We start from the raw sequence: 14268 nt of genomic DNA on the forward strand, positions 1-14268 counted from the left end.
CCGAGCCTAGGCCGGAGCCCGGGCGGGAGGAGGCCGGCACGGAGGTCACTTGTTGGCGTCGAGGCTGGCCTGGAGATCCTTCATGTAATCCTCCGGGCTCATCTGCCCCGTCGTGAGCAGCGTGACGTTGGTCGAGGCGAGCGAGTTGCTCTTCGGGTCGAACAGGGCCTCGAACCACAGCACCGTCTCATCGATGCCCTCGATGCGCTGCTGGATCTCGGCCGTGTTCTCCGAGATGTCGGTCACCTCGCCGTTGACCTTGAAGCCCGAGATGACGCCCGCATCCTGCAGCGCCTGCTGGCCGTAGTTCTCGGCGATGCAGCTGATCCAGTCCTGCGTCTTGGGGCCGAACTGCTCGGCGTTGACGATCATCGGCGCGCCGGCGTTGGCCGGGTACTGGTCGATCGAGCCCTTGCCCCCGTCGACCTCGGGGAACGGCATGAAGCCGACGTTCTCGCCGCCGATCTGGTTGCGGTCGGGGTCGTTGATCGCGCTCAGCAGCCACGTGCCGTCGTAGGTCATCGCGGCCTGGCCGGTGAGGAACATGTTGGACGAGGTGTCGCCGTCGCGGGTCGAGAAGCCCTCGCCGAAGTAGCCGGCCTCGGCGAACTCCTGCAGCGCCTTCGCGCCGGCGACGTACTCCGGGTCGGTCAGCTTCGCGTCGCCGCTCTGGATCGCGGTCATCGCGTCGGGCCCGACGTTGCGGTAGATGTACATGCCGAGGATGCGCGTGAGCGGCCATCCGTTGGCGCCGGCCTCCGTCATCGGCACGACACCGGCGTCCTGGAGCGCAGCCGCGTCGGCGACGAGGTCGTCCCACGTCTGCGGCTCGTCGAGGCCGTTGTCGGCGAAGATCTGCTTGTTGTAGAAGATGCCCTCGATGTTGTACTGGTACGGCATCGAGAACATGCCGCCGTACACCTGCTCGACGGTCGAGGCGGCGGCGGGCAGGACGTTGTCCCATGCACCGGCGTCTTCGAGCGCCGCCTTGAGGTCGCCGACGAGCCCGGCCTTGCCGAGGTCGCCGTCGGGGCGGATGAGCGCCGTGCCCGCGATGGTGTGGGTGGCGAGGGCGCCCTGGCTGGCCAGCAGCGTCACCTTCTGCACCACGTCGGCCTGGGCGACCTTCTGGTGCTCGATAGGGAGAGCCTCGTTCTCGGCCTTGCAGGCACCCTCGGCGAGGGCGTCCAGCTCGTCCGACAGCACGGGGTTCTCGTTCGCGGTCATGACCGTGAAGGTGTCGGGGTCAGTGCCGCCGGCACCCCCGTCCGCGGATCCGTTTCCGGCGTTGCCGCCGGCGCAGGCGGCGAGCGGCACGACCGCGGCGAGCGCGATCCCGAGCGTCGCGATGCGACGTCGGTTGCTGCGTGTGTTCATAGCGTCCTCCTTGACGACGACCATGCGGGTGAAAGGTACGACCACGACAGTAGGGACGATTTCGATGTGTGTCAACAGTCAGTACTGAAATTCTATTCACTTTGAGACGATTCAGGGATTAGACTGCATTTCCATGCAGCGTTGCGAGATCTTGCATCGCTGTCTTGCCTGACCCGCATCGGTCCTGTTCTTGCCGCGACGCCGCGACGGGCACGAGACTGAACGCCACTCGGAAGGAACCGACATGACCGCCACGACCGCGACCCGGGCTCACGCCCGGTTGCGACCCCTCGGCGCCGCCCACGCGCGCTGGGCCAGCGGCTTCTGGGGAGACGTCCACGATCGCACGCGCGACGTGACGATCCCGCAGATCTGGTCCTCGCTGAGCGATCCCGCCGTGAGTCCCGGCCTCGCGAACTTCCGCATCGCCGCGGGGCTCGAGCCGGGCGAGCACTCCGGCCCGCCCTTCATGGACGGCGACTTCTACAAGTGGCTCGAGGCCGCCATCGCGCGCCTCGAGACCGACCCCGACCCCGAGCTCGGCGAGCGCATCGAGCACATCGCCGAGCTCATCGCCTCCGTCCAGCGTCCCGACGGGTACCTCCACACGCCGACGATCATCTCGACGCGCAACCACGAGGACGCCATCGCCCTCGCCGACCGCTTCAACTTCGAGACGTACAACCTCGGGCACCTCATCACCGCGGGCGTGCGCCACTACGAGGTCACCGGATCGACGACGCTCCTGGATGCCGCACGCAAGGCCGCGTCGTTCCTCGAAGACCTCGCCACGAACAAGCCGCTGGAGCTCGCCCGCAGCGCGATCTGCCCGTCGCACTACATGGCCGTCATCGACCTGTACCGTGCGACCGGCGACGAGCAGTACCTCCGGCTGTCGGAGGCGTTCATCCGCGTGCGCGACGACTTCGAGGGCGGCGACGACAACCAGGACCGTCTTCCCGTGCGCGAGCAGAAGGTGGTCGCCGGCCACGCCGTGCGCGCCAACTACCTGTACGCGGGTCTGGCCGACCTCGTCGCCGAGACCGGCGACGGCGACCTCCAGGCCGTCCTCGAGCGGCTGTGGCGCGACGTCGTCGACACCAAGCTCTACATCACCGGCGGCGCGGGGGCCCTCTACGACGGCGCCTCCCCCGACGGCTCGCCCTGGCAGGGCGACATCAGCCGCGTGCACCAGGCGTACGGGCGGGCGTACCAGCTGCCGCAGACGACGGCCCACAACGAGTCGTGCGCGAACATCGGGCTGATCCTGTGGGGCGAGCGGATGCTGGCACTCACGGGCGACGCGGCCTACGCCGACGTGATCGAGCAGGTGGCGTTCAACAGCCTCCTGTCGAGCGTCAGCCTCGCCGGTTCGGAGTACTTCTACACCAACCCGCTGCGCCAGGTGCGCGACCTCCCCTATCCGCTCCGCCGCCCGGGCGACACGGCGATCCACCCGACACCGCCCCCGCCGCCGTCGGACGAGCGCCTGCGCGAGTCCTACCTCAGCTGCTTCTGCTGCCCGCCGAACATCGCGCGCACGCTCGCGCGGTTCCACGAGCGCGCGGCATCGCTCGGCGACGACGGCCTCTACGTCCACCTGTACGGCGGCAGCGCGCTCGACGTGACGACCGACGACGGCCGCCGGCTCGCGCTTCGCGAAGACGGCGGGTACCCGTGGGGCGAGACCGTCGTCTTCACGGTGACGGCGGCGGTGGATGCCGGCGGCCACGGCATCCCGCTGCACCTGCGCATCCCGGGGTGGTCGTCGGGTGCGACGCTCACGGTGAACGGCGAGGCCGTGACGGTGAGCGACCCCGGCGCCTACACGCGCATCGACCGCGTGTGGCAGGAGGGCGACGTCGTCGCGCTGCACCTGCCGATGCCGGTGCGCGTGCTGCGCGCCCACCGCCTGGCCGAAGAGGCCACGAACCAGGTCGCGGTACGCCGCGGACCCGTCGTGTACGCCGTCGAGAGCGCCGACCTGCCCGAGGGCGTCGTGCTCGAGCAGATCGCGCTGCGTCGCGGCGCCGCGTTGATTCCCGTCGAGGCGGAGGTGGCGGGGCACTCCGTCGTCGCCCTCGAGACGGAGGCGGTCGTGCTGCCGCGCACCGACGACGACGCGCTGTACGACGACGTGGACGATGCGCCGCTGGCCGCGGCATCCATTCGGCTCATCCCGTACTTCGCGTGGGGCAACCGCGGCGCCGGCGAGATGTCGGTCTGGCTCCCGCTGGTGTGGTGACGCGCATGGAACACGTCATCGCCACCTATGTCATCGAGACATCGCTGCCGCTCGCGCATGCGGCGGAGGTGCTCGCCGGAGAGCAGTCGACCGGCACGTTCGTGCGGGTCGAGCGCGAGTCCGACGATCTGCGGGCCCGCTTCGCCGCCCAGGTCGAGTCCCTCGAAGAGCTGCCGCTCACCGGTGCGTCGCCGCTGCCGGGTTCGGTGGGCGATCCGGCGCTGCGGCGCCGTGCCCGGCTGCGCCTGCGGTTCCCGCTCGACAACTTCGGCCCGTCGCTGCCGAACCTGCTCGCCGCGGTCGCCGGCAACCTGTTCGAGATCAAGGAACTCTCGGCGATCCGCCTGGTCGACCTCGACCTGCCGCCCGCGTTCGCCGAGCGCTACCCCGGACCGGCGTTCGGTGTCGAGGGCACGCGCCGGCTGACGGGGCGCCCCGACGGCGCGATGATCGGCACGATCGTCAAGCCCAGCATCGGGCTCGCACCGTCCGAGCTCGCGGAGGTCGTCGGCGAGCTCGCCGAGGCGGGCATCGACTTCATCAAGGACGACGAGCTGCAGGGCAACGGGCCGACGGCGCCGCTGGCCGCGCGCGTGGCCGCCGTCATGCCGGTGCTCGAGCGCTACGCCGACCGTCACGGCCGCAAGCCCATGTACGCGTTCAACATCACCGACGACATCGGGCGCCTGGAGGCCAACCACGACCTCGTCGTCGCCGCGGGCGGCACGTGCGTCATGGCGTGCGTCAACCTCGTCGGACTGCCGGGGCTGGAGTTCCTGCGCCGCCACAGCGCCGTGCCGATCCACGGGCACCGCGCCATGTTCGGCTCGTTCGGACGCTCGGAGCAGGTGGGCATCGCCTTCCGCGCGTGGCAGAAGCTCGCGCGCCTGGCGGGCGCCGACCACCTGCACACGAACGGCATCAGCAACAAGTTCTACGAGACCGACGAGCAGGTGCTCGACTCGATCGCCGCGGTGCGCGAGCCGCTGCTGGGGCTGACCCCGACCGTGCCCGTGCTGTCGTCGGGCCAGTGGGGCGGTCTCGCGCATGCCACGTACGCCGCCGTGGGGACCACGGACCTGCTGGTGCTCGCCGGCGGCGGCATCCACGGTCACCCCGACGGTGCCGCGGCCGGCGTCGCCAGCATGCGCGACGCGTGGGCCTCGGCCGCACGCGGCGAGAGCGCCGACGACGCGTTTGCCACTTCGCCGGCGCTGCGACGCGCCGCCGAGCTGTTCGGACCCGTCCGTGCGTGAGAGCGGCCCCGTCGTCTTCTACGGCGACGACTTCACCGGCAGCGTCGACGCGCTGCTGCAGTTCGCGCGGCGCGGCTGGTCGGGGCGGCTGTTCACGAGACTTCCGGATGCCGCGGCGCTGACCCGTGCGGTCGCCGAGGTCGACGTGGTGGGGGTGGCGGGCATCTCGCGCTCGCTCGCGCCCGACGACATGGACGCCGAGCTGCGGCCCGTGTTCGCCGCGTTCGCTGCGCTCGACCCGCCGCTCGTGCAGTACAAGGCGTGCTCGACGGCGGACTCCGCGCCGCACGTCGGAAGCCTCGGACGCGTCGTCGAGCTCGCCCGCGAGGCGTTCGGCGAGCGCCCGGTGCCAATGCTGTTCGCCCAGCCGGACTTCGGGCGCTACACCGTGCTCGGTCAGCACTTCGCCGCCGAGCAGGGCGTGGTGTACCGCCTGGACCGCCAGCCGACGATGTCGCAGCATCCGTCGACGCCGATGACCGAGGCCGACCTCGCGGTGCATCTCGGGCGCCAGACGTCGCTTCCGATCGGGGCGGTGTCGCTGCTGTCGTACGACGACCTGCCGGCACGCCTGCGCTCGTCCGACGATGCCGCGGTCGTGCTCGACGCCCTCACCGACGAGCACCTGGTCACCGTGGGCGCCGCCGTCGGCGCGCTGCCGCGGCCCGTGTTCGCGATCGGCTCAGGCGGTCTGTCGCACGGCCTCGCGGCGGCATCGCCCGGCGAGGGCGCCGCGATCCCCACCACCTCGCCGGCGACGGGCCCGGTGCTCGCCGTGTCGGGCAGTCGTTCCGCGCAGACGCGACGGCAGGTGGATGCCGCAGCCGCCGCCGGCTGGCTGGTCCGCGCGCTGCCCCTCACGGCCGACGCCCTGGGCTCCGCGACAGCCGAGGTGCTCGAGGCGCTGCGGTCGGGCCGGAGCGTCGCCCTGACCTCCGACGACGCCGATGTCGGGGCCGCCGGCGGAGCGCCTGTGCTCGAGGCGATCGCGGAGGCCGCGGCATCCCTTGTCTCGTCCGCCGCCCGGGCCGGAGCCTCGCGCCGCATCATCGTGTGCGGCGGCGACACGTCCAGCCGCGTCGTGCGACTGCTGGGCGTGGAGTCGTTGTCGATCGCCGCGAACCCCTGGGGCAACGTCGTGCTGCTGCACGCGCACGCGGACGACGCGGCTGTCGACGGACTCGAGCTGCTCCTGAAGGGCGGGCAGGTCGGCGCGGACTCGCTGTTCACCGACGTCGCCGCGCTCGGCGCCTGAGGCGCCGCGCCCGCGGGGGCGCGCCTTGTGCTCGGGCCGGGCCCGCGGTGTGGTCCGTTCAACAGGTCAACCGCATCTCTGCAGGACGGATCCGCAGCGGGCGTCCTGTCGAAGCGCGGTTGACCTGTTGAGCGAGGGAGGGGGCGGTAGGGTCCGAGGGTGAGTCGCTTCTCGGTCGTCCCGTCGTCGTACGTCTACCTCCGCCGCGGGGCGGCCGTGCTGCTGCAGCTGCGGCAGAACACCGGCTACATGGACGGATGCTGGGCAGCCGGCGCCGCCGGGCATGTCGAGCTCGGCGAGACCGCCGCGGCGGCCGCCGTGCGCGAGGCGCGCGAAGAGCTCGGCCTCGCGCTCGATGCCGGCGCGCTGTCGCCCATCGCCGTCATGCAGCGCACGGACGGCACGGACGAGCCGCGCGAACAGCGCGTGGACTGGTTCTTCGCGTGCGATGCGTGGGAGGGCGAGCCCCGGATCCTGGAACCCCGCAAGTGCGCCGAGCTCGCCTGGTTCGATCTCGACGCGCTGCCCGATCGGATGCCCGAGTACGAGCGCTCGGCGCTGGACGCGCTGCGCGGGGGGAGCACCGCGACCCTGCTCGCCGTCGGCTTCTGAGCGGCCGACCGGATCGGGCACGGATAGTCGGGCGCCGCACCCCGCCCGGCAGCGAGGGTGGACGGCGAAGGGAGATTCGTGATCGCGACGCTCAACCAGCTGGTCGACGAGGTCGAAGCGCACCTCGGCGACGACCTCGACCTCGCCGGGTTCGCCCGCCGCCACGGCACCACGGAGTACCACCTGCGCCGGATGTTCTCGGCGCTGGCCGGGCTGCCCCTGTCGGAGTACGTCCGGCGCCGTCGCATGACGGTCGCCGCCGCGGACGTGCTCGGCGATGACGACCTGCTCGACATCGCGGTGCGCCACGGGTACGGCTCCACGGAGGCGTTCACGCGCGCGTTCCGCGCTGTGCACGGCATCGGCCCCGGCCAGCTGCGTCGCGGTCACGGCACCCTTCGCACGCAAACAACACTCAGGTTCCGCCTGACCGTCGAAGGAAGCACCACCATGGACACCCGCATCGCCGACCGCCCCGCGTTCCGCCTCATCGGCCACGCCGCTCGCGTGCCGCTCATCCACGAGGGCGTCAACCCGCACATCCAGGCCCACATCGCCGCACTGCCGGCGGAGGAGCACGCCCGCCTCAAGCAGCGCAGCACCATCGAACCCGCCGGCCTGCTGCAGGTCTCGGCCGACGTCGACCCCGACTACGCCGAGGGCAGCACGCTCACCTACCTGCACGGCGTCGCGGTGACCGCCGACGACCCGGTGCCGGACGACCTCGACGCCATCGACGTCCCGGCCGGCTACTGGGCCGTGTTCCGCACCGAGGGACCGCACCCGAAGGCGCTGCAGGATGCCTGGGCCGCGACGGCCACCGACTGGTTCCCTTCGAACCCGTGGCGCCTGCGCCCCGGACCCTCGATCGTCGCCGTGCTCGATCGCTCGCCGGACTTCACCACCGCCACGTGCGAGCTGTGGCTCCCGGTCGAGCGCGCCTGACGACCCTCGGCCGCGTCCGCGCGGTTCGCCTTGGGCTAGGTGCTCAAGCGCGTCTCACGGCGTTTCGTCTTCGCTCGTTCCTCGCTCCGCTCAACGACCAAGAGGGTGACGAACCCTCCTGGTCGTTGAGCGAGCGAAGCGAGACGAAACGCCGCGAGCCGCCGATCGGACCCGACCCGCTCCTCGTCGAAGACGGCAGCACAGACACCGCTGCGTCATCCTGCGCTCGGGTGCACGGCGCCTCGCCCCCCGTGTGCCAGCGGCCCGGTCACCCCGCCTGCAGGCGCAGACTCCAGGCCGTCGGCACGCGCGGGATCCGGTACTGCTCCGGAAGCGCGGGGCCGACCGACGCCGAGCCGATGCCCTGCTGGGCGTGGTCGAGGTTGAGCCACACGCGGCCGGAGTCCACGAGCTCGTGCGGCTTGTCGGCGCGGGCGAGGTCGTGCGACGTCCAGCGGCGCGCCGTGAAGTCGAACTCGGGCCGGCCGTCGACCCGCAGCCGCGGCATCCCCTCGCCCGACACCTCCAGCCACCGCGTCTGCACGTGATTGCCGTTCTCTTGCGGCACCGGGTACGGCACCTGAAGATCGTCGATGGATGCCGCGAACCGGCCCACCCGCGAGCCCTCGAACGAGTCGACGTAGGTCTCGCCGGGACCCCGTCCGAACCACGTCGCCCGCTCGGCCGTGCCGGGGAGCGCGAACAGCAGACCCAGCCGCGGCACGAGGATGTCGCGCCCGAGGTACGGGGTGTCGCTCCACGGACCGGTGAAGTCGACCGACACGTCGAACATGAGCCCATCGCCGTCGACGGTCCACGTCGTGGTCCACGCGACACCGTGCGGGTGCGTGCGCGGCGCCGTGCGGCCGCGGACCGTGAGGCGACCGGCGCGCGCCGACACCTCGTCGATGCGATGCAGCAGCCGGTCGAGCATGGTCTTGTGCCACACCGAGGCGAGGTCGTTGAGCGAGCCCTGGCCGTGGTCGTTCTCGGTCGGCGCGCGGTACAGGTCGAGCGTCGGGCCCTCGAGCGCGAGGTCGCCGAGCCGCACGAGGCGTCCGGTGGCGGCGTCGAACGTGCCCGCCCCGACCTCGACCACCTCACGGGAAACCGTAGGCGAGAACCTGAACCGAGGAGCCGGCGCGCCGTCACCAGGCTTCGGCTCAGCGACGATCTCCTCCGCGCGGACCACCCGCTGACCCCACGCCACGACGTGCCCGGCCGGCGCCCAGCGCGCTTCCGCGGCGAGCGCCGCCTCGACGGTCAGCACCACGTCGCGAGGAATGGATGCCGTCCCCGCGGCCGTCGCGAGCGCCCGGGCGACGGCATCCGGGATCGCGATGTCGACGGTCGAACCCGCGGCCACGGGACGGACCTCGAGCACCCCGCTCGCCACGGGCAGGCCGTCGGCCTCGACGCTCCAGCGGAACGCGAGGTCGGACGTGTCGATCGTGTGCCGGTCGTTCTCGACGAGCACCGACGTGTCGCCGACCGTGATCCGCACCGGCTCGTGCGCCTTGGCCAGCTCGACCAGCCCGGGAGTCGGCGTGCGATCGCTGAAGACCAGGCCGTGCAGGCTGAACCGGCCGCCGCGGGGCTCGTAGTCCACGTCGTCGCCGTGCATCACGACGCGCGAGCCGTCGGGCCCGTCGACGTGGAACCCGTGGTCGATCCACTCCCACACGAACGCGCCGCACAGCCGGTCGTGGGCGCGGATGATGCGCCAGTAGTCCTGCAGCGACCCCGGGCCGTTGCCCATCGCGTGCGCGTACTCGACCAGCAGGAATGGCAGTCCGCGGCGTCGCTCGTCGTCGGCGTCCGAGATGCCGTCGGGGGCGGACTCGTCCGCGTCGAACACCATGCCGTGCATGCTGAGGCGGCCGCCGCGGGGCTCCTCACGCCGGCCGATCCGCTCCAGCAGCTCCAGCGACGGATACATCAGCGAGTAGAAGTCCGAGTCGCGGTAGCACGGATCGCGCTCGTACAGCACGGCGCGCGACGGGTCGCGGGCGTCGAGCCACTCCCGCATCTCGCGGAAGGCGTCGCCGGTCATGCTCTCGTTGGCGAGCGACCACACCACGATGCTCGGATGGTTCTTGAGCGGCTCGACGGTGCGGTGCAGCCGGTCCATGACGGCGTCGCGCCACTCGGGCAGCGCCGGCGGGTTGTGATCCCACCCCTCGTAGATGAACCCGTGCGTCTCGAGGTCGGCCTCGGCGACGACCCACAGCCCGTACTCGTCGCACAGCCGGAGGAACTCCGGATGCGGCGGGTAGTGGCTCGTGCGCACCGCGTCGATGTTGGCGCGCTTCATCATCACGATGTCGCGGATCATCGTGTCGCGATCGAGCGTGCGTCCGGTGTCGGGGTGGTGCTCGTGGCGGTTGACACCGCGGAAGGTCAGCGGCCGCCCGTTGACCGTGAACACCCCGTCCACGATCTCGACATGGCGGAACCCGATCGCCAGCGACACGGTCTCGGTCGCGGTGCGGACGGTCCCGCGGTACAGCCGCGGGCTCTCGGCGCTCCACGGCTCCACGGGCACCGTGACGCTCTCACCCGCGGGGATGCGGATGCCGAGCTCGGGCACCTCGACGAGGGCCTCGTGGATGCCGGCGGCCGCGGCATCCCGGTCCGTCAGCGTGACGTCGACCCGCAGCGTTCCCAGACCCGTCTCGGCGTCGTAGTCGGCGTGCACGACGTGGTCGTCGATGCCCCCGGCCGGGCGCGCGAGCAGCTCGACGTCGCGGAAGATGCCCGGAAGCCACCACATGTCCTGGTCTTCGAGGTACGTCCCCGCCGACCACCGGTGCACGCGCACGCACAGCACGTTGCGGCCGGGGCGCACCGGAGCGTCGAACTCGAACGGCAGCCGGCTGCCCGTCGACCAGCCCAGCTCCTCGCCGTTGAGCCACACCTTGGCGCACGAGTCGACCCCCTGGAACCGCAGCACGGCGGGACCGAACGCCGGTGGCACGTCGAAGACGAGCCGGTAGTCGCCGGTGGGGTTCTCGTCCGACACGCGCGGCGGGTCGAGCGGAATGGGGTACGCCGTGTTCGTGTACAGCGGGCCCTCCTCCGTCCCCAGCATGCGTCGAGCGGGTCCACCGGCCAGCGGCGTGAACGGCTCGAGCACCCAGTGCGACGGGACCTTCATCGCGTCCCACCCGCTGTCGTCGAAGTCGTCCGCGACGAAGTCGTCGCCCGTGCCGTCGGCCGTCGGCGAGAGGCGGAAGCGCCACGTGCCGTTGAGGCTCAGCGCCGGGGCGTCCGTCACGGCCTCGGCGCGCGGCCGCCGTCGCCCCGCTCCCGGTCGCGTGCTCTCCCAGTACCGATCCGCCGCCGTCGCCCGCGCGGATCCGCTATTCTGCATGTCCATAAGAGGTTGCATATCCATTCTTGATTGAATGCGGTTGCAGTCTAACTCAGCGAGGAGCGGCAATGGCAAGAACGATCGCGCGCCCCCAGCCGGCATCGGCACGCCCGAGGCGCGCCCCCGCGACGGCCGCCGTGCCCGGGGCCATCGCACGGGCGGTGGGCGAGGCATCCCGCATCAAGACGCGCGCGATCGACCGCGTCGCGTACGCGAGCGACGCATCGCACTTCCTGCTCACGCCGCAGGCCGTCGTGGTCGCCGCCGACGCCGCCGAGGTCGGCGCGGTGATGCGGGCCGCCACCGCCGGCGGATCGACTCTGACGTTCCGTTCGGGCGGAACGAGCCTGTCGGGTCAGGCCTCGACCGAGGGCATCCTCGTCGACGTGCGGCAGCGGTTCCGGCGCATCGACGTCGAGGACGACGGCCGGCGCGTGCGCGTCCAGCCCGGCGCAACGGTGCGGCAGGTCAACGCGCGGCTCGCACGCTACGGCCATCGCCTCGGCCCCGATCCTGCCAGCGAGATCGCGTGCACGATCGGCGGGGTCGTCAACAACAACTCCAGCGGCATGGCGTGCGGCATCACCGAGAACACGTACCAGACGCTCGAGTCGCTCGTCTTCGTGCTGCCGTCGGGCACCGTGGTCGACTCCGGCGCGCCCGACGCCGACGCCGCGCTGCGCGCCGCCGAGCCCGAATTGGTGGAGCGCCTGATGCGGCTGCGCGAGCGGGTCGTGTCGAACCCTGCCTCGGTCGCGACCATCCGCCGGCAGTTCGCCATGAAGAACACGATGGGCTACGCGGTCAACGCGTTCCTCGACTTCGACACCCCCGCGCAGCTGCTCGCGCACCTCGTGGTCGGCAGCGAGGGCACGCTGGCCTTCGTGGCCGAGGCGACCTATCGCACCGTGCCGATCCTGCCGCGCATCTCGACGGCGCTCACGGTGTTCCCCGACCTCGAGGCGGCCACCCGGGCGCTGCCCGACCTCGTCGCGACGGGCGCGGCGACGCTGGAGCTGATGGATGCCGCGTCCCTGCGGGTCGGGCAGGCCCTGGCCGGCGCGCCCCGGCAGATCACGGGGCTGCCCGTGCGCGACCAGGCTGCCCTGCTCATCGAGTACCACGCGCACGGGGACGACGAGCTCGCCGACCTCGTCGCACGCGGCGCCCGCGCGCTGTCGGCGCTGCCGCTGGAGACTCCCGCCGAGTTCACCGCCGACGCCGCGGAGCGCGCCGTGGCGTGGAAGCTGCGCAAGGGCCTGTACGCCTCGGTCGCGGGTGCCCGTCCGAGCGGCACCACGGCGCTGCTGGAGGATGTGGTCGTCCCGGTCGAGCGCCTTGCCGGCACGTGCGCGAGCCTGCAGACGCTGTTCGATCGCCACGGCTACGGCGACAGCGTGATCTTCGGGCACGCCAAGGACGGCAACATCCACTTCATGCTGACCGACCGGTTCGAGTCGGCCGACCAGCTGGCGCGGTACGCGGCCTTCACCGAAGACATGGTGGAGCTCGTGCTCGACGCCGGTGGCAATCTCAAGGCCGAGCACGGCACCGGGCGCGTCATGGCGCCGTACGTCCGTCGTCAGTACGGCGACGAGCTCGCCGACGTCATGCGCGAACTCAAGAGGCTGTGCGACCCGAGCGGCATCCTCAACCCCGGGGTCATCGTCGACGACGACCCCGAGGCGCACCTCAAGCACATCAAGCTCGCCGACCCGATCGAGGCCGAGGCCGACCGCTGCGTCGAGTGCGGCTACTGCGAGCCCGTGTGCCCGAGCCGCGACCTCACTCTGACGCCGCGGCAGCGGATCGTCACACGGCGCGCGATCGCCCGGGCGAAGGCCTCCGGAGACGACGCCCTCGCCCGCGAGCTGGAACGCGACTACGACTACGCCGGCATCGACACGTGCGCCGTCGACGGCATGTGCCAGACCGCGTGCCCCGTGCTGATCAACACCGGCGCGCTGGTCAAGCGGTTGCGCCGCGAGGACGCCGGCCGCGTCGCGAGCAGCGCGTGGACGGGGGCGGCGCACGCGTGGGGCGGTGCGACGCGCGTCGCGAGCGCAGGGCTGACGCTGGCGGATCGGATGCCGGCGGCCCTGGTCACCGCGGCGACCGACGTCGGCCGCGCCGTGCTCGGCGCCGACACCGTTCCGCGCTACACCGACGACCTGCCGCGCGGCGGACGCGCGCGCTCGCGGCTCGGCGAGGCGGTCGGCTCCGGCGACGAGGCGCCGGTCGCGGTGTTCCTGCCCGCGTGCGTGGGCACGATGTTCGGCCCGGCGGACGCCGCCGACGGCGTGCCGGGGATCGGCGTGACGGAGGCCTTCCGGCGGCTCGCGGAGCGCGCCGGCGTGCGCCTCGTGGTGCCGGACGGGGTCGACACCCTGTGCTGCAGCACCCCGTGGACCTCGAAGGGCTACGCCGGCGGACGCGCTGCGATGTCGCGCCGCGTCGTCGCGGCGGTCGGCGAAGCCTCGCGCGGTGGCGAGCTCACCGTCGTGACCGACGCCTCATCGTGCACGGAGGGCTTCGTGCACCTGCTGGCCGACGCGGGCGTCGAGACGCGCGTCGAAGACGCCGTCGCCTTCGCCGAACGCGTGCTGCTGCCGCGCCTGGGCGCCATCGCCCCGCGCGTCGACACGCTGGCCCTGCACCCGACGTGCTCGTCCACTCAGCTCGGCCTCGATCCGGCCCTGCGACGCGTGGCCGCGGCGGTGGCACGCGAGGTCGTCGTCCCCGATTCCTGGGGATGCTGCGGCTTCGCCGGAGACCGCGGGATGCTGCATCCCGAGCTCACCGCAGCCGCCACGGCGCCCGAGGCGGCCGAGGTGAGGGCGCTCGGCGCCGACGCGCACGCCTCGTGCAACCGCACGTGCGAGCTCGGCATGACCCGCGCCACCGGCGCGGACTACCGCCACGTGCTGGAGCTGCTGGAGGAGGCGACCCGCCCGGCCCCGTGACCCCCGGCGGTTGAGCGAGCGAGACGAAACGCCTGGACGGCACGGCCAACCTCGTGCCAGTCCGCGTTTCGTCTGCGCGCGCCAGAGCGCGCTCCGCTCAACGACCGACACCCACCCCCGGCCGTTGAGCGAGCGAGGAACGAGCGAGACGAAACGCCCCGACCGCACGAACAACCCCGCACCGAGGCCGCGTTTCGACTGCGCGCGCCAGAGCGCGCTCCGCTCAACGACCAACACACCCC

General features: G+C 72.1%; 8 protein-coding genes. 6 read left to right on the forward strand and 2 right to left on the reverse strand.

The window, feature by feature from the left end; genetic code table 11:
- Positions 1-45: 45 nt before the first annotated feature.
- On the reverse strand, positions 46-1377 hold the full coding sequence (locus tag JNB62_RS11695; RefSeq protein WP_220301063.1) for an ABC transporter substrate-binding protein: 1332 nt from the start codon (positions 1375-1377) through the stop codon (positions 46-48).
- 244 nt (positions 1378-1621) lie between these two features.
- Between JNB62_RS11695 and JNB62_RS11700 the strand changes: the two genes are divergently transcribed.
- From JNB62_RS11700 to JNB62_RS11720, 5 genes are all read left to right on the forward strand, one after another.
- Positions 1622-3622 carry a glycoside hydrolase family 127 protein gene (locus JNB62_RS11700; RefSeq protein ID WP_220301064.1) on the forward strand — a complete coding sequence of 667 codons (2001 nt, stop codon included), beginning with the start codon at positions 1622-1624 and terminating at the stop codon, positions 3620-3622.
- Between the two features lie 5 nt (positions 3623-3627).
- Positions 3628-4878, forward strand: coding sequence for a RuBisCO large subunit C-terminal-like domain-containing protein (locus JNB62_RS11705; protein ID WP_220301065.1), 1251 nt, complete (start codon positions 3628-3630; stop codon positions 4876-4878).
- Complete coding sequence (locus JNB62_RS11710) at positions 4871-6133, forward strand: four-carbon acid sugar kinase family protein (protein ID WP_220301066.1); 1263 nt, start codon at positions 4871-4873, stop codon at positions 6131-6133. Before JNB62_RS11705 ends, JNB62_RS11710 begins: the two co-directional genes overlap by 8 nt.
- A gap of 159 nt (positions 6134-6292) precedes the next feature.
- Positions 6293-6745, forward strand: coding sequence for an NUDIX domain-containing protein (locus tag JNB62_RS11715; protein ID WP_220301067.1), 453 nt, complete (start codon positions 6293-6295; stop codon positions 6743-6745).
- 78 nt (positions 6746-6823) lie between these two features.
- Complete coding sequence (locus JNB62_RS11720; RefSeq protein WP_220301068.1) at positions 6824-7690, forward strand: AraC family transcriptional regulator; 867 nt, start codon at positions 6824-6826, stop codon at positions 7688-7690.
- 268 nt (positions 7691-7958) lie between these two features.
- Here JNB62_RS11720 and JNB62_RS11725 read toward each other — a convergent pair whose 3' ends face one another.
- Positions 7959-11069, reverse strand: a complete 3111-nt coding sequence (locus JNB62_RS11725) for a glycoside hydrolase family 2 TIM barrel-domain containing protein (RefSeq protein ID WP_223231106.1) — start codon at positions 11067-11069, stop codon at positions 7959-7961.
- 62 nt (positions 11070-11131) lie between these two features.
- Between JNB62_RS11725 and JNB62_RS11730 the strand changes: the two genes are divergently transcribed.
- Positions 11132-14026: an FAD-binding and (Fe-S)-binding domain-containing protein gene (locus JNB62_RS11730; RefSeq protein ID WP_220301070.1), complete on the forward strand. Its 2895-nt coding sequence runs from the start codon at positions 11132-11134 to the stop codon at positions 14024-14026.
- The last annotated feature ends 242 nt before the right edge of the window (positions 14027-14268 follow it).

Source organism: Microbacterium jejuense, from assembly GCF_019511665.1.
GTDB lineage: Bacteria > Actinomycetota > Actinomycetes > Actinomycetales > Microbacteriaceae > Microbacterium > Microbacterium jejuense_A.

Coding starts and splice junctions, on each gene's coding strand:
- JNB62_RS11730 (WP_220301070.1), top strand. CDS start 11,132: ATGGCAAGAACGATCGCGCGCCCCCAGCCGGCATCGGCACGCCCGAGG.
- JNB62_RS11705 (WP_220301065.1), top strand. CDS start 3,628: ATGGAACACGTCATCGCCACCTATGTCATCGAGACATCGCTGCCGCTC.
- JNB62_RS11700 (WP_220301064.1), top strand. CDS start 1,622: ATGACCGCCACGACCGCGACCCGGGCTCACGCCCGGTTGCGACCCCTC.
- JNB62_RS11695 (WP_220301063.1), bottom strand. CDS start 1,377: ATGAACACACGCAGCAACCGACGTCGCATCGCGACGCTCGGGATCGCG.
- JNB62_RS11725 (WP_223231106.1), bottom strand. CDS start 11,069: ATGGACATGCAGAATAGCGGATCCGCGCGGGCGACGGCGGCGGATCGG.